25 protein-coding genes are annotated in these 25851 nt (G+C 30.1%); 5 read left to right on the forward strand and 20 right to left on the reverse strand.

Going from position 1 to position 25851, the window contains the following annotated elements:
- Positions 1 to 20: 20 nt before the first annotated feature.
- From CN601_RS03835 to CN601_RS03890, 12 genes are all read right to left on the reverse strand, one after another.
- Positions 21 to 1316: a UDP-glucose dehydrogenase family protein gene (locus CN601_RS03835; RefSeq protein ID WP_306659815.1), complete on the reverse strand. Its 1296-nt coding sequence runs from the start codon at positions 1314 to 1316 to the stop codon at positions 21 to 23.
- A gap of 140 nt (positions 1317 to 1456) precedes the next feature.
- Positions 1457 to 2659: a glycosyltransferase gene (locus tag CN601_RS03840; protein WP_098170128.1), complete on the reverse strand. Its 1203-nt coding sequence runs from the start codon at positions 2657 to 2659 to the stop codon at positions 1457 to 1459.
- 12 nt (positions 2660 to 2671) lie between these two features.
- Positions 2672 to 4132: a lipopolysaccharide biosynthesis protein gene (locus CN601_RS03845; protein WP_098170129.1), complete on the reverse strand. Its 1461-nt coding sequence runs from the start codon at positions 4130 to 4132 to the stop codon at positions 2672 to 2674.
- A gap of 175 nt (positions 4133 to 4307) precedes the next feature.
- On the reverse strand, positions 4308 to 5516 hold the full coding sequence (locus CN601_RS03850) for a hypothetical protein (protein ID WP_098170130.1): 1209 nt from the start codon (positions 5514 to 5516) through the stop codon (positions 4308 to 4310).
- Positions 5517 to 5523: 7 nt separating this feature from the next.
- Positions 5524 to 6537 (reverse strand): glycosyltransferase family 2 protein, encoded by a 1014-nt coding sequence (locus CN601_RS03855; RefSeq protein WP_098170131.1) that lies wholly within the window; start codon positions 6535 to 6537, stop codon positions 5524 to 5526.
- 12 nt (positions 6538 to 6549) lie between these two features.
- The gene (locus CN601_RS03860) at positions 6550 to 7557 is read right to left on the reverse strand and encodes a glycosyltransferase (RefSeq protein WP_098170132.1); all 1008 of its coding nucleotides are present in this window, start codon (positions 7555 to 7557) and stop codon (positions 6550 to 6552) included.
- A gap of 49 nt (positions 7558 to 7606) precedes the next feature.
- Complete coding sequence (locus tag CN601_RS03865) at positions 7607 to 8383, reverse strand: glycosyltransferase family 2 protein (protein WP_098170133.1); 777 nt, start codon at positions 8381 to 8383, stop codon at positions 7607 to 7609.
- A gap of 82 nt (positions 8384 to 8465) precedes the next feature.
- Positions 8466 to 9155, reverse strand: coding sequence for a sugar transferase (locus CN601_RS03870; RefSeq protein WP_257131601.1), 690 nt, complete (start codon positions 9153 to 9155; stop codon positions 8466 to 8468).
- A gap of 8 nt (positions 9156 to 9163) precedes the next feature.
- Positions 9164 to 10039 carry a UTP--glucose-1-phosphate uridylyltransferase GalU gene (gene galU / locus CN601_RS03875; RefSeq protein WP_098170134.1) on the reverse strand — a complete coding sequence of 292 codons (876 nt, stop codon included), beginning with the start codon at positions 10037 to 10039 and terminating at the stop codon, positions 9164 to 9166.
- 333 nt (positions 10040 to 10372) lie between these two features.
- On the reverse strand, positions 10373 to 11146 hold the full coding sequence (locus tag CN601_RS03880) for a tyrosine-protein phosphatase (RefSeq protein ID WP_098170135.1): 774 nt from the start codon (positions 11144 to 11146) through the stop codon (positions 10373 to 10375).
- Positions 11143 to 11838, reverse strand: a complete 696-nt coding sequence (locus CN601_RS03885; protein WP_098170136.1) for a CpsD/CapB family tyrosine-protein kinase — start codon at positions 11836 to 11838, stop codon at positions 11143 to 11145. The genes CN601_RS03880 and CN601_RS03885 overlap by 4 nt, the downstream gene beginning before the upstream one ends.
- Position 11839: 1 nt before the next feature.
- The gene (locus CN601_RS03890; RefSeq protein WP_179865429.1) at positions 11840 to 12568 is read right to left on the reverse strand and encodes a YveK family protein; all 729 of its coding nucleotides are present in this window, start codon (positions 12566 to 12568) and stop codon (positions 11840 to 11842) included.
- Positions 12569 to 12985: 417 nt separating this feature from the next.
- Here CN601_RS03890 and CN601_RS03895 point away from each other — a divergent pair, with 417 nt between their 5' ends.
- Complete coding sequence (locus tag CN601_RS03895) at positions 12986 to 13135, forward strand: BH0509 family protein (RefSeq protein ID WP_172446925.1); 150 nt, start codon at positions 12986 to 12988, stop codon at positions 13133 to 13135.
- Positions 13136 to 13391: 256 nt separating this feature from the next.
- Here the strand turns inward: CN601_RS03895 and CN601_RS03900 are convergent, their stop codons facing one another.
- From CN601_RS03900 to CN601_RS03930, 7 genes are all read right to left on the reverse strand, one after another.
- Complete coding sequence (locus CN601_RS03900) at positions 13392 to 14081, reverse strand: winged helix-turn-helix domain-containing protein (protein WP_098117983.1); 690 nt, start codon at positions 14079 to 14081, stop codon at positions 13392 to 13394.
- Between the two features lie 302 nt (positions 14082 to 14383).
- Positions 14384 to 15346 (reverse strand): phosphotransferase enzyme family protein, encoded by a 963-nt coding sequence (locus tag CN601_RS03905; protein WP_098170138.1) that lies wholly within the window; start codon positions 15344 to 15346, stop codon positions 14384 to 14386.
- A gap of 89 nt (positions 15347 to 15435) precedes the next feature.
- Complete coding sequence (locus CN601_RS03910) at positions 15436 to 16989, reverse strand: response regulator transcription factor (protein WP_098170139.1); 1554 nt, start codon at positions 16987 to 16989, stop codon at positions 15436 to 15438.
- Positions 16967 to 18796: a sensor histidine kinase gene (locus tag CN601_RS03915; protein ID WP_098170140.1), complete on the reverse strand. Its 1830-nt coding sequence runs from the start codon at positions 18794 to 18796 to the stop codon at positions 16967 to 16969. Before CN601_RS03915 ends, CN601_RS03910 begins: the two co-directional genes overlap by 23 nt.
- A 705-nt stretch (positions 18797 to 19501) precedes the next feature.
- On the reverse strand, positions 19502 to 20773 hold the full coding sequence (locus CN601_RS03920; RefSeq protein WP_098117988.1) for an ABC transporter substrate-binding protein: 1272 nt from the start codon (positions 20771 to 20773) through the stop codon (positions 19502 to 19504).
- 129 nt (positions 20774 to 20902) lie between these two features.
- A complete protein-coding gene (locus CN601_RS03925) occupies positions 20903 to 21733 on the reverse strand; it encodes a carbohydrate ABC transporter permease (protein ID WP_098170141.1) in 831 nt (276 codons plus the stop codon).
- Complete coding sequence (locus CN601_RS03930; RefSeq protein WP_257131602.1) at positions 21733 to 22671, reverse strand: carbohydrate ABC transporter permease; 939 nt, start codon at positions 22669 to 22671, stop codon at positions 21733 to 21735. Before CN601_RS03930 ends, CN601_RS03925 begins: the two co-directional genes overlap by 1 nt.
- Before the next feature lie 221 nt (positions 22672 to 22892).
- On the opposite strand from CN601_RS03930, the gene CN601_RS03935 reads away from it, so the two are divergent.
- From CN601_RS03935 to CN601_RS26805, 3 genes are all read left to right on the forward strand, one after another.
- The gene (locus tag CN601_RS03935) at positions 22893 to 23168 is read left to right on the forward strand and encodes a hypothetical protein (protein ID WP_098170142.1); all 276 of its coding nucleotides are present in this window, start codon (positions 22893 to 22895) and stop codon (positions 23166 to 23168) included.
- Positions 23169 to 23276: 108 nt separating this feature from the next.
- Positions 23277 to 23459, forward strand: a complete 183-nt coding sequence (locus CN601_RS03940; RefSeq protein ID WP_098170143.1) for a hypothetical protein — start codon at positions 23277 to 23279, stop codon at positions 23457 to 23459.
- Positions 23460 to 23685: 226 nt separating this feature from the next.
- Positions 23686 to 23859, forward strand: a complete 174-nt coding sequence (locus tag CN601_RS26805; RefSeq protein ID WP_179865430.1) for a hypothetical protein — start codon at positions 23686 to 23688, stop codon at positions 23857 to 23859.
- A 143-nt stretch (positions 23860 to 24002) separates the two neighbouring features.
- Here CN601_RS26805 and CN601_RS03945 read toward each other — a convergent pair whose 3' ends face one another.
- Positions 24003 to 25196 carry a hypothetical protein gene (locus CN601_RS03945; RefSeq protein WP_142317299.1) on the reverse strand — a complete coding sequence of 398 codons (1194 nt, stop codon included), beginning with the start codon at positions 25194 to 25196 and terminating at the stop codon, positions 24003 to 24005.
- A gap of 301 nt (positions 25197 to 25497) precedes the next feature.
- Between CN601_RS03945 and CN601_RS03950 the strand changes: the two genes are divergently transcribed.
- Positions 25498 to 25845 (forward strand): hypothetical protein, encoded by a 348-nt coding sequence (locus CN601_RS03950; RefSeq protein WP_098170145.1) that lies wholly within the window; start codon positions 25498 to 25500, stop codon positions 25843 to 25845.
- The last annotated feature ends 6 nt before the right edge of the window (positions 25846 to 25851 follow it).

Genomic DNA, 25851 nt, shown 5'->3' on the forward strand with positions numbered 1-25851 from the left:
ACGTTAAAATTGTAAAATTTTCATCTACCAATTGAATAATATTCTATTCCTTCAGTTTGCATTTCTACTGGTGAATAACAATTTCTACCATCCAATACAATTGGATTTTTCATTAGCTTTAAATACTTATTTATTTCTAAATTTAATACTTCTTCCCATTCAGTCATGATAAAACACATCTCAACATCAGCTAACGCTTCAGTAATATTAGTAGTATAATTTATTTTATTTCCAAATATTTTTTTCGCGTTATCAATACCAACAGGATCATATGCTATTACAGATGCACCACGCTCTAAAAGATAATTTATATTTGGTATTGAAGGAGCTTCACGCATATCATCCGTACCAGGTTTAAATGTTAATCCTAATATTGCAATTTTCATACCTTCAAAATTTTCAACAAGGTTACGGGCTTTTTTTATTAACCTCATTTTTTGGTTTTCATTAACTTCTATTGCTGCTTTAACAGTTTTTAATTCATAGTCATGATCACTTGCTAGCCAATGAAGTGCCTTTGTATCTTTTGGAAAACATGATCCCCCATACCCTAATCCTGCTTTAAGAAACTTACTACCTATTCTGTCATCGTAACTCATACCTAAAGAAACTTCGTCAACATCCGCACCAACAATTTCGCATAAATTTGCAATATCATTCATAAATGAAATTTTTAAGGCTAAGAAATCATTAGAAGCATATTTTATCATCTCTGCACTACTTCTTTTTGTAACAATAATCGGTTGATTAAAAGGTAAATATATACTTTCTAACCTTCTTTGTGCCCATTCACTTTCCACTCCTATGACTATTCTTGAAGCGTTTAAAGTATCTTTTACTGCAGATCCTTGTGATAAAAATTCTGGATTTGAAGCAACTTCAATATGTACGTCATTAACAAGATATTTCTTAATATAATTCTCAATATAATCATTTGTTCCAACAGGTACGGTGGACTTAATAACTATTAAAGTATCTTTTTCAATATTTTCTGCTATTTGTTTAGCTACTATTTTTACATAATCTAAGTTGGCAGAACCATCAGTTCTTTCTGGAGTACCAACAGCAATCATAATTATATCAGCATTTTTAAATGCAAATTTATAATCAGAAGTAAAAAACAATTTTCCTTCTTTATAATTCGATTTCATTAAGGACTCTAATCCCTCTTCATATATTGGAGAAAACCCATTTTTTAATCTACTTATTTTTTTCTCATCACTATCTAAACAAATTACTTTATTTCCTACTTCGGCAAGACACACACCCGTAACTAATCCAACATACCCTGTTCCCGCAATTGTAATATTCATTATTTAACTCCTCTTTAAGTAAACTAAAATCTTTTCTAAATTAAACAATTAAATAAAAAAAAATAATAGATTATTAAATCTATTATTCTTATAAAAATAATGAAATTTTGAAAAGTTATATTTTTGTATTTCAATCAAATATATTATCCATTAATATTTAATAAATTATTATAAACATCAAGTTCTTTACTAGTTATTAAACTTTTTTCAAAGTTTTTATGAACAAAGTTAATCAATTCTAATTTAGAAATTTTATATTCGCAATCTAATACTTTTAATACTTTATCTGAAAATTCATTATTAAAATCATTACTTTCTTTTACTATTAATTCCTTATATCTTAAAGCCTCAGGTATGCCACCGTTACTACTTCCAACTACAGGAACACCACAAGCCTGTGCTTCGATAGCTACACAACCTAATCCTTCTTTTCTACTTGGTAACATTAATACATCCATAGCATTATAATACTCTACTACTTCATTAGGTGGTAGTTTACCTGTAAATATCACATTCAATCCCAGACTTAAACATTTTTTTTCTATATCCTTTTTTAACTTTCCATCACCAATTAATATAAATATAATTTCATTACCATACTCTTTCTGTATTCTATATATTATATCAGGTAATGCATCTACCCTTTTAACTTCTAAAAAATTCCCAACATACCCTACTACTTTTCTCTTGAAATCTGACTTATTAATAATGTCTAATTTCTCAAGCATTTTAAACTTATTGAAATCTATCCCATTTGGAATCGAGATATTTTTTTTATCTTTAATTATGAATTGTTCAGCATCTTTTTTGAGAGCCCTACTAACGAATATATTACATTTAGAATAAAGTAGATTCCTTTTAATAATATTTCTTAACTTTTTAGATTTATTAGGAAGGGTATGAATGTCACTTCCATGTGAAGTTATTGTATATGATTTATTAGTTTTCTTATACACATAATAAGCCAATGATGCTGGTTCAACAGCCCAGTGAGAGCTGACTAAATCAAATTTGTAATATGAGCATCTTTGTTGTTTAAATAAAAAATAATTTCTATATGAATCTATTCCTAATAAATTAAATATTTTTAAAGTTAATGTATTCTTATAATAAATATTTTTATATTTAATATTTTCAAAGGTAAAACTTTCTTCCCCTTTCATTATCACATTCTTTCTAAAAAAATATTTTATAAGTTTTATAAACCAACCATCAAAATATTTAATACAATATACTTCACTCGCAGGGTCAATTAGTGGAAATATATTTTTAATTCTTTCATGTGTAGCAGTAAATAGTCCTGTCTTCCAATTCTCATCAATTTTTACAATAAATAAAATTCGCATTCGTCTCTCCACTTAGATAGATCTATAATATTTATTTTTCATCGTCTTTAACTGCATACTAATTTTTCTATATATGAAAAAGGTTATATCTTTATAAAGAATATTTATGATAGTTAGATTGATTAATAAAATAGCTATATATAAATAATTAAATTTATAATTTAACGCATAGAATGCATACCCATAATACATTAATGTAATGATAAAAAGTTTTTTCAAGTGAAAATTCACCCTAAATAATTTTCCGGAAAAATATGTTCTAAATATAAAAAAAACAATGTATGTCACACTAGTTGAAAATGCAGATCCAACAATACCGAATCTAGGAACCAAAGTATAGTTTCCGATTATACTTACTATAGCTACTATTAATGCAATGTATATATGGTAAATAGTTTTTTTATAAAAATTTATTCCAATCACGGTTGTCTCAGAAATAGTTGTCATAATTGGCATTAATAATAAAAACGGAATAATATCGCTAGCTGCTCTATATTTTGAACCTAGTAACAATATAATCAAATCTTTAGATGTAATTAATATTAGGCCAATTATGAACATTATAATTGTAATGATTTGATTAATTTTTTCGAAAAAATGTTTATCATTCTTATTTTCATTAAAACGTTGAAATGCTACTGGCGTCCAAAATGTTGTAAATGTACTTTGAAAAGATACTAACAATGCAATTATAGAAAATGCCGCTGAATATATTCCAAGCTCCTTATATCCATAAAAATGTTTAATAAATAATCTATCAAATGACTGAAAAATCCATGTAATTAAAAAAGTAAACAATAAAGGAATTCCATAATTTAACAATTCTTTCATAGAAGTATTAATTCTCTTCCCTTTATTATTAAACTTCCATAATTTTTTTTCTAATATTATTCCTATGATTGAAACCATAATATTTGTTATTACAAATGCATAGATTAATACAATAAATTTATTATCATATAGTAAAAAAAGTAGTAATAAAATCAATATATTACACAGTTTTTGAAAGATGTTTAACAAAGAGAATAGTTTACCTTTTTGTTGCATTCTTAATAAAAGTAACGCATATCTGTTAAAAATCATGGCAAAGTTGTTAATAACAAATAAAGATATTAATTCATTATTAGCATAACTTATGTTATACATAAATTTTAAAAAATAGGTTTTAAACACGATGATTAGAATTGAAATAATACTGCATAAAATTAGAGGCAATTTTAAAGTCTTATACAACAACTTGCTTCTATTCTTTACTTCTTCTTCATGAAAAAATCTCATAAAAGATTGGTCAACACCCAAAAGTATAAAAGAATTAATAAAATTCGAACAAAGTAGGAACATGGAAAACTTCCCGAATTCTGAAGGAGAAAATAACCTTGTATTTAAAGGTGATGAAATAAATCCTAATAATAGTACTATCCCACTTCCTAAAGCAAATTCAGTAAATTTATTAAAAAGGTTTTTACTATTCATATATTACCCCAAAACATTTATTTATCTTTCGAAATATTACATTGTAATATTTATACTTTCAAGTTAACACAATATTTTCTACCCTCTTTAGATTTAGTTTTAATGGGTAAAAATAAAAAAGTGTAACGATAGCTACACTTTCATTCTTCAAATATATTAATTTCCTTAAAAGTATTCATTTTTTATGCAATGATACGTTTAAAATTAAAAAGGTAAATACAGAAAAAATTAACATATAATCTCCTCTTGATGAAAGCCCATTATATGTGTTCACGTCAATAAAAATAATTAAATAACAGAATAAAAGATTATAATGTTTTCTTTTTATTAATAAAAGAACTGGGTAAACAAATATAAAACAATATAAAATAATTGTGAAAAAGATTCCCATTTCTAAAGCAAACATTCTATATGGGTATTCAAATGCAGCTGATGCTTTAGCAATATAATTATTATATTCTAACGCAAAAGATCTTCCATATCCGGTAAAAATTTTAATTGGAAACATATTATATTGTTCAACTTTCGACCACATGTCTTCTCGACCAGTTGTTAAATTACCACTAGTTAACCTTAGAATGGTTGAGTTGAATATTCCACTAATCCAAACAATTAAAGTCATTAACCCTAATATAAAATAATTTCTTATCCATTTTTTTCTCGATGAGAAGCCTAGTAAAGCTATAATTAATAATATTAGCCCTGTTTTACTAGCAGTTAAAGCAATACCAATGGTCGTCAAAATATAAAAGAAATATTTTTTTGTGCGAAACTCAAAATAAACAGTCCCAATATAATTTAAAATCAAGTACATTAAATAGAGTTGTGAATTAAATAATGGATGACCATATATTGAAAATAATCTATATAATGAAGTACTTTTCTGCAGATTAATCAATTCTTCAATTCTTGCTGGCAGGATTTTTGAAATTGATAAAAGTATTTTATAATTGGTTAAAAAATCAATAATACCTAAAATGGTAATAATTAATATAATAATATTAAAATAAGATAAAAAAATTCTAAATATTACTTTTAAGCTAGTATCTCTAATTTTTAACCCTATTATAATTAGCGGAAGTGAAAATGATAATAATACAATTATAATTTCCATCAATTTATTCTCAAAAAACAATAGACTTATTAATAAGTAAATATTGAAGATATACAAAAATACTACATATTTCAAATCAAACATTCTTATATATCTAAATAAGATAAGAAACAAAATTAATGTCGCTATGTAGTTTAACCCACCTATTTTCCCACCTAATATACCTTCTCTTATCTGTTGTGGAATTAAAAATATTGACATTAACAACAGAGTTAATAATAGTTGTATTCCATTTAATGAACTAAAAAATTTATTCTCTTTTTTATACATTTAACACCTAATTAATTAGATTTCGAAATATATTATAAAAATTTCGATATAATAATTGAATATCGTCAATAAAATTAAAAGAAATAGGTAAATTCTTCTCCAAATTTGACATTATTTTTTTCTTCTGTAATATACTTCCATTACATATTTTTAATTCTTGTGATAATACATATTTTATTACTGCAATCAAATCATTATTTTCTTTATTATGATTTGTAATTCTATTAAAAACACATTCAATTTTTTGGAATTTCTCTAAACTTTTATCCTTCTTATTTAAAAAATCATTTAATTTATTTAGTTCAATATCTGAAATAGATATTTTATTTAATTCAAATGCATCTTGTCTAATTTTTAGTAAAAGGGCATTCCGTTCTTTTTCTTTATTTTTTTTTGATTTTTTTGTAATGTTTTCATGACCTGTTCTATAAGACATTAAACTTTTATTAATACTTGTAAATTTCGTTTTACTACTTAGATCGACCCAAAACTTATAATCTTGACAAACAAAAAAATCTTTTTGATATATTATTTCATCTAATATATTTTTTCTAAACATTACAGTAGTATTGCCAATACAATTTTCAAACAATAACAGTAATTTAAGAAAATCGCTTTTTTGCTTCCTTTTTACTACTTTTATAGGAAAAGTTTTATAAATTACTCTTTCATTACTAGTAACTACTCCGATATCATTTTTTTTATCTAAAATACTCACCTGTTCTTTTAGTCTATCTTTTCTAGCAATATCATCAGAATCCATTATTGCAAAATATAAACCCTTAGCCAATCTTAAGCCTAAATTTCTTGTATATGGTAACCCTTTATTAACTTCATTCTCAATAAGTCTAATTCTAGTGTCTTTGAATTTATTGATAATCTCTTTACTCTTATCAGTTGATCCATCATCTATAATTAATAACTCAAAATCTTTAAAAGTTTGATTTAAGATACTTCTAATGCTTTTTTCTAAATATTTTTCAGTATTATAAACTGGCATAAAAACCGTTACTTTCGGCATATCTTTCCTCACTTATATAATATCTTGATGTAATTCATTAAGAACAGTATTTACATCAAATTTACTAGAATATTTTTTAGAATTTTCTTTAAAATCTTTAATTTTTTCTTTCTCATTAATTAACTTTTCTGCCACTTTTTCAAATTCACTAATATCATTGTAATTAAATAAATATCCTACTTTTTCATGTTCAATATATTCTTTAGCATATTTCCACTCAGATGCTAAAATTGTTAAACCCGCTATATAAGCTTCTATAAGTGTTCCAGGTAAACATTCACCAGGATACTTAGTAGGAAATACTAGCACATCATATTGTGAATAAATATTATATTCTGATATACCATCCGGAGCATATTCTCCTTTATATTTAATATCATTATTTAAATATTTCTTAATCTGTGATAGATATTCACTCTTAACTTGACCATATAAATCAAATTTTAAGTTATATCCTTTTTCCCTTAAGTTATTCATAACAACTAACGCATCTGTAATCCCTTTTTCCGGTATTATTCTACCAAAATATATAAATTTTATTATATCATTCTCGATTTTTTTCGAACTTATACTTGGTATTTCTCTAAAATTATTTAAAACTTTAACATTTAAATTATATTCTTTTATCTGATCATACATTAATTTTGATTCAACATAGATTCTTGTACACTTTTTATAGGTTTCATAATTATACTCGTTTTTTATTATTCTCTCACCTAATCTCCCTCCTGCTACTAAGTAGTAGATAGGCTTCTTTATCTTTAATAAATTTAACAACTTTAATGCATAATAAGCTCCCCTATCTGCGGAGCTAAGTATAATAAAGTCACTTCTAAAGATAGATATGAAAAATTTAAATAATATATAAATAATATTTTTAGTCCAATTATCCGTATCAATCACATTTACAATATAATTATTACTTTGTAGCCATTTTAATAGTGTTCTACTTTTTACTGTGACACCATCAAGTCTATTTCTCTTTAAGGAGATGCTCCCTAAAAACATTATATTTCTCATAAAACTTCACCTCAGTGGTTGCTATAATTTCAAAATTTTTTTAATATAATTAATATTTTACAGAATTAATATAAATTCTTTTTCTCAATGCATTAAATGCATATGAAATAAAACAAATTGTACTTTTAATAATCCCTAGTTTTTCAATATTTCGATATATAAACCAAGTACGTCTAATAGCTTTAAATTTGTTACTTGAAAGTGAACCTGGAGTCCTTCTATATGAGGCTAAAACTTTCTCCATTCCATAACCTAAAACATTGCTTTTTAATATTTTTAGCCATGTAGCCGCATCTTGACCCCTTCTTAAGTCGGGCATTACTAAGTTACTTTTTTCCACTAATGTAGTATCAACCATTACTGTGCATGTTTGAATTATAGTATTTTTTAAGTACCTGTTATAGTTAATAGTATTAGGCATTTTAATTATCTTTAATTTTTCACCAATGCTATTAATTACATAATATGAGGTAAAGCAAAATCCAATATTATTATTTCTCATAAAATCTATTTGAGTTTCTAACTTATTTGGTTCCCATAAATCATCAGCATCTATGTAGGCTATATATCTACCTGTACTTTTTTCTAAACCAATGTTCCTCGCTTTGGCAGCCCCCAAGTTTTTTTCTAGTTTAATTAGAGTAATTCTATTATCCATAGATATATATTTCTCTATAATTTTTACCGTGTTATCAGTTGAGCAATCATCAATAACAATTAATTCAAAGTTTTGATACACTTGATTTAAAATCGAATTTACTGTTAATTGAATATAATTTTCGGAATTATGAGTCGGCAAAATTATAGAAACTAATTTTTCATCCATTTACTTATCTCCTTTAACATCATTAATAATTTTTCAAAACTCTTCTACAACCATAAACATTCGATGTAGATGATTTATTTTATTAAAATGCATTTTTCGATCCTAACAATACTCCAACTGTTTTTAAAATGATTTGAATATCAAAAATAATTGACCGATTACTTATATACATTAAATCTAATTGAACCATCTCATCAAATCCAACACTATTACGTGCACTAACCTGCCAAAGCCCTGTACATCCAGGCGTAACTAGTAATCTCTGTTTATCAAAATCTGTATAATCCGCTACTTCTCTAGGAAGAGGTGGTCTTGGTCCCACAAGTGACATATCACCTAATAAAACATTAAAGAATTGCGGTAACTCATCAATTGACGTTTTTCGAATAAACTTACCAATCCTCGTAATCCTTGGATCATCCTTCATTTTAAACATCGCACCTGAAACTTCATTATATTGTATAAGCTCTTTCAGTCGTTCTTCTGCATCAGTTACCATTGAACGGAATTTGTACATTTTAAATTCTTTTCCATCTTTACCGACTCTAGTTTGATAAAAGAAAATTGGACCTTTTGGATCTTCTAATTTAATAAAAATTGCTACTACAATAAAGACTGGTAATAATACTAATAGACCCAAAAAAGCGCCTAATAAATCCATTAAGCGCTTAGTAAATAAATATATCCAATTTTTTTCAACAGTTTCCTTCGATAAGAGTGGTAGTGAAGCATATTCTGATTGTTCAAATCTCATTGCTTTCAATCTGCTCATCCATCCCCTTATTTTATATTTACTGTTAACATGTCATGTAAATACTTCAATAAATCATCTCTTAAATCTTCATGTTTTAAAGCGAACTCAATCGTCGTTTTAATAAACCCTAATTTTTCACCCACATCATGACGCTTTCCTTCAAAGTCATATGCAAACACTCGCTGAATTGAATTTAATTTTTGAATAGCATCCGTCAATTGAATTTCTCCACCTGCACCAATATTTTGTTCTTCTAAAAACTTAAAAATTTCAGGCGTAAAAACATAACGACCCATGATTGCTAAATTAGATGGAGCAGTACCTAGTGCTGGTTTTTCAACGAAGTTTTTTACTTCGTATCTTCTACCTTCTTGCATAAGCGGTTCAACAATCCCATATCGATTTGTTTCTTCTTCTGGTACAGTTTGTACACCAATAATTGAAGAATATGTATTATCATATTGATCGATCAACTGCTTTAAGCCTGGCGTTTCTGCTTCAACAATATCATCACCTAGCAGTACCGCAAATGGTTCGTTACCGATAAAATTACGTGCGCACCATACTGCATGTCCTAATCCTTTTGGTTCTTTTTGTCGTATGTAATGAATGTCAATATTAGAAGGAGCTTTTACTTGTTCTAATAACGCATATTTTTCTTTTTCTAATAAATTGTGTTCTAGTTCAAATGAAAAATCAAAATGATCTTCAATTGCACGTTTCCCTTTACCTGTTACGATAATAATGTCTTCAATTCCTGAGGCAATTGCTTCTTCAACAATGTATTGAATTGTTGGCTTATCTACGATTGGTAGCATTTCTTTCGGCATTGCCTTTGTTGCAGGTAAAAAACGTGTTCCTAATCCCGCTGCCGGTATGATTGCTTTTCTTACTTTCTTCATTTTCTAAATCCCTCCATCGCTTTCTTTCCCCAAAATAATAAAGTTTCTACTTCTACATTCATGTGAATAAATACACAAAAAGAAACTCTATTTTAATAAAATTTAGGGCATCTAACCCCTCCTCACACTATACCTCTGACGACTGGCGTCTAAGCAGATGATTTTAAAAACTTGTAATTACTTTTCTGAAATGTGTTTAGCCGATTAAGTTTGAGTACTTTCAAGAGGGCTATTTGCATTTAGATTTACGGTAATCTAATCAATTTAATCATCTACCACAATATAGTCGAGTACCTCCATTGGTAACGGTAAGGAGATATCACCAATCGTTTCTTAAATACTTAGTAAACGACTAAAAATATTTAGTTTTAATTTGAGAGGTTGTTCTGAATAAAGAATGTCACCATTCACAATAGATTGTGCATTCTCTCTCATTAGGAACTCAGTTTCAATTCCAAATTTTTCTCGAATAATCTCATACGCCTCTATTAACTCAAAATTCCGATTTTTTGTGTTATGTGCATCTGATGCAATAACTTGTACCCAATTTGCCTCAATACATTTAAAAGCAAACTTCTGAATTTTTTTACCGAAATTACCTGTTAAAGATGAAGCAGTTATTTGAGTTAATATACCTTTTTGAACAAATTCAAATAGAATGTCTGGTTCATTTATAAGAACTTTATTTCGTTCAGGATGTACAATAATCGGGGTAATTTGATTTGCCTGAATCTCATAAAACAACCTATTTGTAAAATGCGGTATATGAGATGATGGAAGCTCGCATAATAAATAGCGTCTTCCATCATTAATTGATACAATTTGGCCAAGTTCAAAGTCTTGAATTAATTCTCCGTACAGTCTTACTTCTTGCCCTGGTAAAATAGTTAAAGGGATAGCTCTTTGTTCTAATACATTATTTAATTCTTCTACTTTTTCTAATATCTTTTTTCTGTCTGTATTGTAACGTCCATTCTGATGATGGGGTGATGCAACAATTGTATGAATACCATTGTCCACTGCAGCTCGGGCCATATTAATACTATCTTCCATTGTAATTGGACCGTCATCTAGACCTGGTAAAATATGACAGTGTAGATCAATCATTTTTCGTTACCATAATAATCGTAATAACCGTCTTTATCCAATTCCGCTCGATTAAGCACTACACCTAGAATATTAGAGTTTACTAGTGTTAATAACTCTTTGGCTTTTTTAATCTTTTCTTTTGAAGTATATCCTCTACGTACAACTAATATCGTTCCATCACAAACTTGTGAAATAATTTGAGCATCTGTCACTGCTAACAATGGAGGCGCATCAAAAAGAACCATGTCATATTGTTCGTACATTTGTTCAATCAAGTTCTTCATTTTCTCTGAAGATAATAATTCCGATGGATTTGGTGGAATTGGACCAGAAGTTAAAATTGATAGATTTTCAATTTGAGATTTTTGTATAAAGTCTTTTAATGGCTTTTCTTGTGCAATAGCAGTTGTTAATCCTTTAAAGTTCTCTAACTTAAAATCAGAATGCAACTGCGGTTTACGCAAATCAGCATCGACTAATAGAACTCTTTTCCCTTGCTGAGCATACGTAACAGCTAGATTTGCAATCGTCGTTGTTTTTCCTTCAGATGGTTCCGAAGATGTTACTAAGATCGACTTTACTTTTTTATCAATTGAAGAAAATTGTATATTAGTACGAACTGTACGATATTGCTCTGCAAATGGTGATTTAGGGTTTGTTAATGTAATAAGAAATCTTTTAAATGTTTCTTTGGTAGTCTGTCTAGACATTTTACGCACCCTTTCTCAGTTTAAATTTTTTAAGTTTAGGCGTAACATGTCCTTTTGACACTTCAGAAATCACTCCTAAAATCGGTAAATCTAATAACTCTTCAAGTTGTTTCTCAGTTTTTACTGTGTTATCTAAAAACTCAAGTAAGAAAGCAATACCAACAGAAAGTATTAATCCAGCTGCAAAACCAATCACAACATTTAATTTCTTATTAGGCTTAATTGGACTCGGATTATCGCCTAAATCCGCTTTTGCTAAAACTGTTACATTGTTAATACTCATAATTTTTTTAATTTTGTCTTGGAACACATCTGCAATTGTATTTGCAATCGCCTGTGCTTGATTTGGATTAGGATCTTGTACAGTAACAGTAAATACTTGTGAATTCGTTTCACTTAAAACAGTAATTTTGCTAGTCAATTCTGCAACTGAATAATCTAAGTTTAGTTGTTTAATAACTTCATCTAAAATGGCCTGACTCTTAATAATGACGTTGTATGTATTAATCAATTGAACATTTGTTTGAACCTGATTATTCTGATAGATTGAAGAATCTTTCGTCTCTTTTTGGTTAACTAAAAGTTGAGTAGAAGATTGGTAAATTGGGGTTAAAAATAAAAAGCTAATGACACCTGCAACGACTGTGGCTAAAACTGTAATACTTATTATCATAATAAGACGTTTTTTAATAACGCCGAATAATTCCTGTAAACTAATTGTCTCTTCCATGCCTGCCTCCTTGAATAACATCTTTTACTATTCTATTAAAATATCATAAGACATTCAACCGACCTAAGTATAACAATTACTTAACGTATTGTTAAGTAATCGTTAATTAACAAATTGTGAAATTTAAGTTAAGAAACCCGTAACATCAATGGGTTTTTCTCCTCTTAAAAAGGAATGACTAATGTCCATTTAATGACATCTAGTTATATTACAAACATTAAGCAAAATTGTAATATTGGATATTATTTTAAAATAATAAGTTAACATGTAAGAACTAAAATCTCTGTAATTTATTTTTTATATTTTAGTAAAAATCTCTAGCACATTTTATTTAAACTGTTATATAATAGTTATTAATCAAATACACTGTATTAAAACAGATTAAAAACTAATTATTAAATTAAGGGAGTGTTGTTAATGATGAGTAGAGAAGAGCGTAAAAACATGGTTCAATTCTTGGAATTAACGAAAGGATTTTCAACTGAGGACTTGGTATTCATGACGGATGCAGATTTAGAGCATATTTACGATGCAGCATATACGTACATGTTACATCACGCTGAGTAAGATCTTACAACATTTGGTTTACAGCACTTATAAAAATAAAAAACTAGGTGAACACCTTTTTAAGGTTTCACCTAGTTTTTTCCAATTGATGCATTTCCTTCCTTTTTTGATATTTCAAATCTCGTCACCGAACGACTGCATTCCTCAAATTAAGACAAATGAATTTAAAGATGTATTCTGAATATTTGTTTTTGCTATATTAACATTTTAATATATACATTTTTTTCCAAATTATATAATTGTAATTTCTTACCATTTAAACTAATGTAAGCGTTTCAAAACGATACCCTTTTCCCTTAATTGTTTTAATATATTTGGGGTAATTTGGGAATTCTTCAATCTTATTTCGTAAGCTATGAATATAAATATCGATCAATCTTCTGTTTTTATAGACGCAAATTACGTCCATTAGCTCCTCTCTTGTTACGATAAAGTCAGCTTTTTTTACTAAAAAAAGTAAAATTGCGTATTCTCTACCGTTTAATTCGATCCTCATTTTGTTTTTATAAACCTCTTCTCTAGTTAAATAGAAGGAAATATCTCCAAAATGTAAAACGGTTTCTCGAATTTCTTCTTTTTTTTCACTGCAAATTCTGCGCATAACTGCTTTTATTCTTGCTGATAGGTCTCTTGGATGGATCGGATATTTTACATAATGATCCGCTCCAGCTTCAATACAGATTGCTGCTTCGTATGAATCATAAGTTTCAACTAATAAGATGATCGGTATTTCTGTTATTCGTCTTATTCTCATTATTATTGGAATAAACTCGTCCAATACATGACTTTTCATTAGTACTATGCACCCTTTTAAGAAACCAAGGTGAACTTCTTCGTTAAACTCTTCATATGGAAATGTGCTTATTTTCACCAAACCGAATTGATTACTTTGTTGAAGCACATTTTCAATCTCATTTTGATCTTGGATGATGACAATTTGCTCCACCGCATATCTCTCCCATTTTTACTGTGTATACGGTCATTTTAATAGGTTATTAACAAAAAAGGGGGACTTTCACTATACCTTTACAAATTCTTTACGTAGGGTTAAAAGCAGGTTAATCTTTGTGGGATATTGTAATACATATAATAGAAGAAACTAGTCAAAAACCTCAGATTCAACTGAGATCTTTTGCAACTATTTAAGTTGTAAATCATATTGATTTAAGCACTTCTATAATCGTTTCTCCCCCAAATTTAAATAAAAAAAGAAGCTACGATTCATATTTGAATCGTAGCTTCTTTTAATTAAATCTCAATAATCGTCTTCCTATTAACAATCCGATCCTTCAACTCTTCACAAAGCTCAATAACTCTCGGCGTTTTCTCATCATACTTCATATTCAACACATGATACAGCGTAATATCACGACATTTTAAGAAATCAGGAATTCGGCTATACCATACTTCATCTAAAACATATTCTGTTTCATACCCTTTTCTGAAAACCTCTAGCTGTTTTTTGGCAAATTGAGATTTTTCCTCTAATGAAGCTTTGCTTCCCCAAGCAGTATAATACAGAACGATGGCGATGTCTGAAATAAAATAGTTATATTGCAGATCATCGAAGTCAAAGACCGTGATCTCGCCTTTATCATTTACGAAGAAATTATGAAGATGTAGATCACTATGGATTAGCCCATATGAATCTTTTTTTCTTTCATAGCTTTGAATTTCTTCGATTAGTTCCTTCGTATATACGCCAAGCACTTCGTCGGCTACCATTTCATTTAAATAAGCTTCTTCATCCCAATGCTCACGATTAGTGACTGGGTAATCAACTGTTAACGCGTGTAACTTGCCGATTGTTTTACCCCATGTATACATTAGATCGTCATTCCATACAGTTGGGTTTGTTCGATCAACTAATTGACCGTCTGCCCATTCAAACATTGAAGCGTAGAAGCTTGTGCCATCGCTTGCATTTTGAACTTCTACTAGATTACCGTTTAGTGAAGTTAAAGAACCTGCTGCATTTGCTCCGTTTTCTCTAGCATATTTTAAAAATTTCAGCTCTGCTTCAATTTCTTCTTTTGAGCGATGAGATGAGTGTGTTAATCGTAAAATGCGATCCGTACCATCTGCTAGTTTACCTTTAAAAAGATAATTCTCGAATTCTCCAACTGGTTTTTCTTCTACTGTTATGCCAAATTGTGACGCGGCATTTTTTAAAATTTCTTTCGTAAAAACTCTTTCAACAGCTTGTTCCATCTTTTAATCCCCCGAAACATAAAATGAGTAACTAATTACTTATTTCTCATTTATCCAGGAATTTCCTGCAACTATTTTACTAAATATTTTCACTCATTCAAGTTTCGGAATTCATTTGGAGTCATGCCGACGATTTTTTTAAACACTTTTCGAAAGTACTTATCGTCTTGATAACCGATTTTGCCCGCTATTTCATAAATTTTTAAATTCGGAAATTTTAGTAATTCCTTCGCTTTTTCGATTCGAATTGAAACAATATAATCTGAGATGTTTACGCTATATATTTGTTTAAATTTACGAGATATATATTCACGGCTTAAGTAAAATTTCTCTGAAAACTCCTGAAGTGAAATCTCTTCAGCATAGTTTTGTTGGATATAATTCGCGATTGCTTCTATGCTGTTAAGCTCTTGATTTGTTTGGTTTTTCTCTTGAATTATTGATTGTACTCTTTCTCTTTGCGTAGAAACATATTCACCGATTCCAAAATGCCCTTTCGCATTCCAAAATAATTCGATATTCACTCCCTCAATCGTTTGCAGTGAAAGCTTATTAATCCAGTGGTTAAAGAATATTAAAAACTCTTGGTGCAATGAAAGTAATTGAGCAAATGGAAGATACTTTTGCTGGGTAATTCGTTTACTAAAAAGTTGAATGACTTCGTCGTAAATATAAATATCCTGCTTCTCAACCATCTGTTCAAATAAATTAACGATTTCAACTAGATTAATCGGATTATATTCTTTTACATCTGTATAAGAATAAACCGGTAAATCTCTCTTTTCTAAAATATTCATATGTTGTAGAACATTCACTACCTCTTCGTATCCAAATGGAATTGATTCGACTTGGAGCTTTCTACTAATTGCAAAGTGAAACGGGAACGGTACTACTGTTGATAAAATTTTAGCGATATGCTGAATATTGTCAGTTACTTCATCTCCCCAATAAAGTAAGCAGATTTCCTTTGATCCTTGTAAATTTTGAAATGCAATTCCTTCATTATGTTTTTGAAGTACTTCATTCACAATATTTAAAAGGGCAAAGTAACATAAATCTTCAGGCCAAATATCCCGGAAAGTCTCTAAATTTCGTAGTTTTAGTAAAGAAACATGCAAAGTTTTACCTTCTTCATATCCTAATTGCATTAAGAAGCTTCGATTAAATTCTTTCCCTAAAATTGCATTCGTCAATTCCTTGTCTCGGTACACAGGTAAGACTTCCTGAAGCATACGAAAATCATTTAATGCTTCAATTCGCTCTTTTTCTTGTTCATTCCAATCCGATACTACTTTTAATAATGTTTCATTTAAAATATCTGGATCGATTGGTTTTAGTAAATAATCTGACGCACCGAACTGGATCGCTTCTCTCATGTAATGGTAATCATCATATCCAGTTACTACGATTACTTTGCTTTTTATATTTTCTGTGTGAAGCCATTTTAGTAAACCTCGACCGTCTAACTCTGGCATCATTAAGTCCGTAAAAATAATGGTAGGTTGTTCTTTTTTAATTATTTCTTGAGCGATTGCTCCGTTTTCTGCTTCTAATATTTCTGTAACGCCAATTATATCCCAATTTGCAAGAAGTTTTACCCCTTCTCTTACGTGCTTTTCATCATCTATTAGTAGAACCTTCATGATTAATTTCCCCTTTAGCCATTTCAATCGGTATGATGATTGTTACAACAAAGTTTTCATACTGCACACTTTCTATTTTCAATTGCGCCTTTTTACCGTAATAAAATTGAATACGATCAGAAATATTTTTTAAACCGATACTCTCAGTAGTGTGTAAGCCTTCGTCTGATAGCGATGCAGTGATTTTTTCTACTTCTTCTTTTGTTGCTCCTTCACCATTATCAGCTATTACAATTTTCAAGCTAAAATCTGGTTGCTTATGAATTGAAATATTTAATACACCAAGGATTTGCTTTTTTTCAAAGCCGTGTTTAAAGAAATTTTCCACAATCGGCTGTAAAATCATTTTCGGCATTTTTACTTTGTTTAATCCATCGTCCACTTCCAGGTTATAGACAAACTTTCCGTCATAGCGCTCGTTTTGCAGCGCTAAATAATCTTTTATATGATTTATTTCATCTTTAAGCGTTACAAAATCTTCATTATTTTTCATGCTATATCTCATGATTTTTGAAAGTGACATAATTAATCGATACACTTTAATCCCGTCATTTTTTAATGATAGCGTTCCGATTGATTGCAGGGCATTGTATAAAAAGTGTGGATTCACTTGCGACTGAAGTACCTTTAATTGATTCGTTTTATTCTCGATTTGAAGCTTATACTCTTTTATATACAGATCGTTTAATGTATCGACCATTGAAGTAAAATGCTTCCCTAATTGACCGAACTCATCATTCCCTAAACTATCGAATGAAACGGCAAGTTCCCCTTTCTCAATTCGCTGCATATCTCGAATTAAGATGCGGATTGGTCTAGTAAATCTGAAGGAAACAACGATCGTTAAAATGATGACCAATAAAACGGAAATAGCCCCTAAAGTAACTGTAATTTTCAGCAACTGAGTAGAATTATAATAAAGATTTTTATAAGGAATACTTTTAATGACAGTCCATCGTTGATGATTGCTCATCATTTTGTCATACACATAAACCCCGCTAAAGTCTTTACCCTTCCATTCAAAACTAGTATCATCTGATCTTGCTGAGCTAATTTTCTTATACCATTTCGTGTCTAGCTTTTTCCCAATTAACTTCTTCTCAGATGAATATAGAACAACATTCCCATCACCTACAACGTAAAGATGTTCCTCTCCCTTTTTATAAATACGATCAAAAATTTCTTTAATTCTACTTAGTTCAATATCAATTGAAAGGAAACCTAACCATTGGTCAGAAGTAACATTGTTTAAAAAATAATGAAGTGAAACAACTTGCTTAGGTGGCGCGATTCGAAAATCAGATAAATTATTATAGTTTTGTGTCGGATGAGTAGGTTGAATATAGTATGAACCTCTCGTAAAGCTTAAATTTCGATACGCAGGCATTTGATTGAAATTATACATTTTTCCTCGACTACTTACTTTTGCATTGTATACAGTGTAATCATCCTTACCCTTTGTAAAATACAAATTCAGTTGCACGATTTCTCTTCTCGAAAAATATAGACCTAATAAACTACGTTGAATTTCAGCTGAATTTTGTTCAATATAAGTAGTAGCCCCGTTTTCTAAAACAGACAAAAAAGGTCTATTACTATAGATTGACAATGGAATACCGTATATCTCATTGAAATAATTCAATAAATCATTCCCGCTACGCTTCAGCAAATCATGATTTGTATCTACAAATTCCTTCGTAACAGTGTTTTTCGTATAAAAATAATTCGCTATAATCGATAATCCAAACGGAATAATCGTAGCGATTAATAATAATATAATAAGCTTACTTCTAATACTATTTTTCATGATAACATCCTTTGCGGAAACGTTTGCACTCTTTACTATTTAGTTTATCAGAAAGTTAAAAAATTAAATATAAAAACCGGAATAAAAACAGCGATAGTCAGACGACCACCGCTGTTTTTAGTTAAATAGAGTCATTCCACAAAACTCTTCTAAACTTTTCATCTATATGATTAATCTGTTCTTCCACTTTTTGCTGATTTACTAAATTGTGATACGCCGGATCAATAACTGCTACTATACGTAATTTTAAATAATCTCTAATTGCAGTAGCAGGATTGGGGGCGAAGGGTGATTGATTTGGGTGAATTATGCATAAAGTTGGGGTTTTTGTTCATATTGTTTGGAGTTTTGTGCATAAGCTGTCTACTTCTATTTTGAGAAGCCACTGCACGCTGAAATACTGCCCCCGTTTGAGCCAGAAAACACGAACACAATATGTACTTTGTTGATAAAGTTGTGAACTTCGTTGATATAATGGCTATTTTTGTTGATATATCACTCATTTTTGTTGATAAATGCCCTATTTTCGTTGATATAACGCTACGCTCCACATTTCACTCATCATTGTTGCTTAATAATCGCCAAAATCGCGACTCAATCATCGCCAAACTACCTCTGCCCACCCTTTCATCCCCCAAAACACATAAAAAACCCACAAGGAATTCCTTGTGGGCTATCGAGGTATTTTAGGGAAGCCTCAATTTATTATTTTTTTAATTTCATCCAAGAATCTTCAAGAGATTTTAACATTTCTTGAGAAGATTTTTGTTTTCCAACGTAAGCTTGCATTGCTGCGCCAAACTCGTTAGTAGCTCCATCTGGGTACTTGAACCAGTTCCAAGATAATGTTTTGCCTTCGTTTGAGTATTTTATTAGATCGTCAGCGATAGGTCCTAAGTTTTTACCTTGAATTGTTTTTAAAGCTGGGATGAATTTGAATTTTTCAACAATGTATTTTTTACCTGTGTCAGAAGTAACCATCCATTCTAGGAATTTTTTAGCTGCTTCTTTGTTTTTAGAGTTTTTGTTAACTACCCAGTTATTTGGTACACCCATTGGTAATTTGTCCATTGCTTCTTTGTCGTCGTTGATTGGAATCGGTAATACGCCTAAGTTCATGTTCGGAGTAATTCCATCAAGCATACCTTGGATCCAGTTACCTTGTTGGATCATAGCAGTTTTACCTTGAGCAAAGTTTGTAACTTGAGTGTTGTAATCAGTTGTTAAAGGATTTTTGTTACCGTATTTAACTGTTAAATCAAATAGTTTCATAAACTCTTTGAATTTTTCGTTGTCTTGGATTTTCACTTTACCTGAATTCACATCAGCCATGAATTTATCTGGATCTTGTTGTTGAGCAAAAGGAATATTTAATAAGTGAATTCCTAGGATCCACCACTCACCGTAACCGATTGAGAAAGGAGTGATGCCTGCTTTTTTAAGCTTTTCTGCTGCTGCAGTTAATTCGCTTAAAGTTTTTGGTGGCTCAGTAATGCCAGCTTTTGCGAATAAATCTTTATTGTAAATAAATCCATAACCTTCAGTATTCATCGGCATACCATATAGTTTGCCATCAATTGTCATTGGTTTTTCAGTACCTGGATATAAATCTTTTACCCATGATTGGTCAGAAAGATCTTCTAATTTGTCTTTCCATGTAATTGCTTCTTGGAATCCACCGTTGTTGAAGATATCAGGCTCGTTACCTGAAGCAAATTGTGCTTTTAATGCAGCACCGTAGTCAGCACCGCCACCAACAGTTTGAATTTTAACTGTTACGTTTGGATTTTCTTTATGATAATCCTTTGCCATTTGTTCTAAATCTTTTGCAATCTCAGCTTTAAACTGGAATACGTTTAATGTTACTTTTTTATCCTTTGAATCATTTGAACCTTTGTCTGAAGATCCTCCAGAACATGCAGAGAATAACATCACTGAAGTTGTTAATGCTGCTGCAACCTTTAGCATCCTTTTCATCCTAAAAACCCCCGTCTCAATATTCTTTATTTTGAATACGCTTTCATTATACATTTAAAAATTCTTTACTAAGGATAGCCTATATTGACATGATGGGTGGAATATATTGATAGCTTCCACCCAATCACGTTATTTAATTGAACCGCTCGTAATTCCTTTAATGATATGTTTCTGTGCTGCAAAGTAGAAAAGTAGTAATGGAGTGATCCCTAAAACAAGTCCAGATAGAGCTAAATTCCATTGTTTTGTATATGCTCCAAAGAAATAGAATGTAGCAAGTGGAATCGTTCTTAACTCCATGTCTCGTAAAACAAGTGATGGTAATAAGAAGTCATTCCAAATCCATAACGTATTTAAGATCACAATTGTAACCGTAATTGGTTTTAATAGAGGAAACACAACTCTCCAGAAAACCATCGCCGGTGAACATCCATCAATAATTGCCGCTTCTTCCAACTCAATCGGAATCGTTTTAATAAAGCCGTGATAAAGGAAGATTGATAAAGCTGAACCAAAACCTAAATACATGATTATTAATCCCCAATGACTATTCATTAAATGAAGAGTACTTCCAACCTTCACTAATGGAATCATAATTGATTGGAACGGAATAACCATTGTTGCTACAAAGATAAAGAAAATGATATTTGAAATCTTACTTTTCGAACGAACTAATTTATAAGCTGCCATCGAACAGAAGAATACGATTACAACATTACTAATAACTGTCACGATTAATGAATTCAACAGTGCCTTCCAAAAATCCATTACTTCAATTGCTTGTTTATAGTTTGTAAAATCTAAGCTTTTTGGAAGCGAAGATGTATTTTGCAAAATATCAGCAAATGATTTAAACGAGTTTCCTAATACATAATAGAAAGGAACTAAGAAGATGAGAGCAAGTATGATTGCCGCTACTTCTAATATAAAAGTTAGGCTAGTATATCGTTCTTTTAACATTATGCCTCAACCTCCTTCTTCTTCGTAAGGTAAACTTGGATCACCGAAATTAAGGCAACGACTACGAAGAATACAATCGCTTTCGCTTCACCTAATCCATAACGGTTATTAACAAAAGCCTCAGTGTAAATATTTAATGCCAACATTTCCGTAGACTTAAACGGTCCACCATTTGTTAACGAAAGGTTTGTATCAAACACTTTAAACGACCATGAAATCGTTAAAAATAAACAAACTGTTACAGCTGGTGCTACCATTGGAATAACAATTTTACGTAACACCTGGAATTTATTCGCACCATCAATTTGAGCTGCTTCAATTAATTCCTGTGGCACACCTTGCAGAGCCGCTACATAAATAACCATTATGTAACCTGCACCTTGCCAAACCGCCACGATTACAATCGCCCAAAACGCACCCTTTTCTTCTCCTAAAAGTGCTCTTTGTAAAAAGTCTGAATGTAATAACTGTCCAACCGAAATTAAACCTTTATTAAAAATGAACTGCCAAATGAATCCTAATAATAAACCACCAATCAAGTTTGGTAGGAAAAATATCGTTCTTAAAATATTTCTTGTTTTCAATGCTTGAGTTACAATCAACGCTAAACCAAAACCAATGACATTGGTCAAGATTACTGCGAAGAATGTATACTTACCAGTTAAAAGAAATGAATGAATAAAATCTTTATCCTGTGTAAAAATGTATTTATAATTTTCAAGTCCGACCCACTTCGCAGAATTCGCTACCCCATCCCACTCAGTAAACGAATAGAAAAACCCTATTAAAAATGGCGTTAACACGATCGCTGCAAATACAATACCTACTGGTCCTACAAACGTAAGATAATTTGAAAAATCTCTTAATTTTTTAGATGACTTCTTCTTTGTCTTGGCATCTGATAAATTTGAATCAATCACTTTTTTCGTTTCAATCATCTGTAACACCTCCACTATCATCATAAAATACCTCTCCCATTGTGAAAACGTATTCATTTGAACAGTAGGGTGGAATATATTGACTAGATTGTTCTGATGTATTGTATTTGGTGAAAATCATAATTTACATTATTTGCTAGTTGATGTTGATTTTCTTACTTCTTCGTATGACAATAGTGGAATAAGTTGAATCCGGAAAAGTTCAAAGGGAGTTTATACAAATGAAGTTTATTAAATTTTTCGTTATACAGTTCATGCTATGGGGTGTTCTATTCCTTACTGCTACATACTCAGACAGATATATAAGCAAACCATATACTATTATTGATTTAGTAACGCTAATCATTAGTTTAGCAATTTATTATATTGTTTTAACTCTATTCGATAAGGCGAGAAAAACTCTAAAACCCGATCGCTATGAGTTTTTAATTTATATTTTACCTGTTCTTATTGCAGCTATCGTTATAGGTGCTTTAACTGGGGACGTGAAATTTTAAACTTTCAAACAAGGAGTCGATAACCATCGGCTCCTTGTTTTTAATTAAAGGTTTATTAAAAACACTGTGGAATTAAATTATTAGCGCTGATAAATTTTGGAGGAATATATGATTTCGAAAAAGAGCATTTATGTATATTTGCTATACGCATTTTCATTTGCAGTAACGTATTTTTCAGTTAGAGTATTCCTATTTCACGCCGAAACTAACTCAGCTTTGGCCGGCTCTATCGGTGGAGGATTTGTAGGGTTTTTAGTGTCTATTATACTGGCTAAACCGATTGAAAAATGAATTTCTGACTAATCCTGAGTTTGAGTATGAGATTAAAACATTCAAAAAAAGGGAGAAAATTTTTCCATTCGTTCCATATCCAACTGGGAGCCAATCACAAATCCAATTCTACTTTCTGGCATTTTGATGGTATAAGAATGACCAGTGGAAGAAGACTATAAAATCGAAAGCATTATTTTTCGATTGGCTCTAGTCGATCAGTATGTATGGAAAGGATGATTAAAAAATGGACATAGATGTTCCTAATGATGATGACATTGAAATGCAAGAGAAAGTGGAGCTAAGTGGTAGTCTCGATAAATTAACAGAGCATCAAGTTTGGGGCGCACAAGGCTTCATGGATATTCCAACTCCGGGTAAAGATTATAGAAGAAGATATTTAGGCAATCGATATCAATGAGTTGATTTATGCGTTATTTAATTTGGGCTACTTCGGTGGTCCTTTTTTTATTGAAATAAGTTGTAGGTGTTTAAAATTAAAAGAAACTAAAAAAAAGAATCCCCCTTTGAGATTCAGAATCACTAAATATTATTGACTAGCAGTTAAATCCTAACTATAAAATCAAGCAAATGCCCATACTCAACGGGGAACTCTACTTTCAAATCCAATGTTTTATTGTCTAGTACTAAGATTTTGTAATTCTCTTCATTCTTACATAGTACATATACTTCTTTCTTCTCAGGATCCTGATAAATAAACTTGTATTTGTTTTTTGCATTTACATAGCTCTTTTTTAACGGTTGAAAAGTTGGTACAGGTTCAAATGTCAGAAGTCCAAGTGTGCTCCCATTTTCATAGCTGTACACATTATATAATGCCGTTATTTCATCGATCATTAATGGATGAAACTCCTGGTCATAATAGAAATCTTGCTCCTCTAAATTTTTGAATGGTTCAAAAACTTCGTATTTAAGTTTACTATTGTACGCATACATCTTTCCTGTATCGCTTATAATGTAAGCATGGTTTTTGTTAGAATAAACTGGTTGTAAATCTATATCATCTGTCTCAGGTGATTCATAATGAACCGATTGATTTTCCAAGTCTATAATACCAATCCCGGGATATTCTGCTGTTTCTTTCTCTTTAACCTTACCATTTGTCCCATAAAATACCTTATTATTAAATCCTAACAACGGTGTCCATTTAGGGGTATGTCCATATTCAGTTTCAAAGCTTTCTTCAGAAGAATAATTAGAAATGGACATATTAAACTCATTTGTCTTTAAATCCAAATTTTGATCACCTGTTTTATGCGAAACAATTGTTTGAAACAAAATATCTTTACCATAATGCAGAATATGATCCACACCAACAGTGTATTTAAAATAATTAAGATTTACCTTATTAAACTTTCTTTTTGCAATGTCATATGTGAAAAAATAATTATCAATAGTAGCATCACCAAAAAATGACACATATAATTGATTTAGGTAATTCGGCTTTTGCTGAATTTTCATTCTTCCAAAATCCTTATCTTTAATCGCATATTCCTGAACAATTTCACCCGATTTATCCACTTCTTTTACAATTGTAGATTCCTGAGAAACTCTAGGATCGGCTGGATAAAATAGTAGAAAGTGGTCCTCTTTATTCGACGGTTTTGGTTCAAAAGTTTCAATTCCATTGATTATAATACTGTTGTCATATTCTTTATTTCTAAAAATTGATATTGTTGTGATCATTAATCCTGCGATTATTAATATTATCCAAATAGATTTATTTTTTCTTTTCATAGTATAACTCACAAGAACGTCTATCTTCCTTCCCAACATTAAAATCCTTTAATAAATAAATCATATCAAATTTATCCATTCTAATTTCGTTTTACTTTTGACAGAAATAAGTACAATATTTTACAAACTCATGAACATAAAAAACCATCTATTTCAAAAGGGTAAATGTCAGTCTTCATGCTTCCCTTAGTTTTGAATTATTCATAAAACTTTCAATTTCTCCCTATCATCCTTAAATAATTACCATTTTAAAAATGATAAAATATTAATAAATCTGGCAATAAGAATGGAGAAATATTCGATGAAAAAAAGAAACAAGAAGCTTATATTTACAGCCCTTTTTCTGATCGTTTTTATATTTTTTGTTGCGCACAAGCCCTCCAAATTACATAAGGGTTTCCCTGTTCCATTAACTGCAATTCAATCTAAAGTTGACCATAAAAATCGATATGAAATATACAAATGGAAAATGGCATCAGAAGAAAATGGTTTACCTAAATCCTATAAATTAATTTTAAAAATGTGGGGTTGGCAGGAAGTGAAGGAAGAAGCTCTAGGCTTACGAAAGGTTTATATAAAGCATGGGGAGGTAGTACATATCTTATCTTTAACTGATAAGATTGATATACATTTTGTAGAAGAAAATTAAATAGCA

Source organism: Bacillus sp. AFS017336 (assembly GCF_002555445.1).
Lineage (GTDB): Bacteria > Bacillota > Bacilli > Bacillales > Bacillaceae_G > Gottfriedia.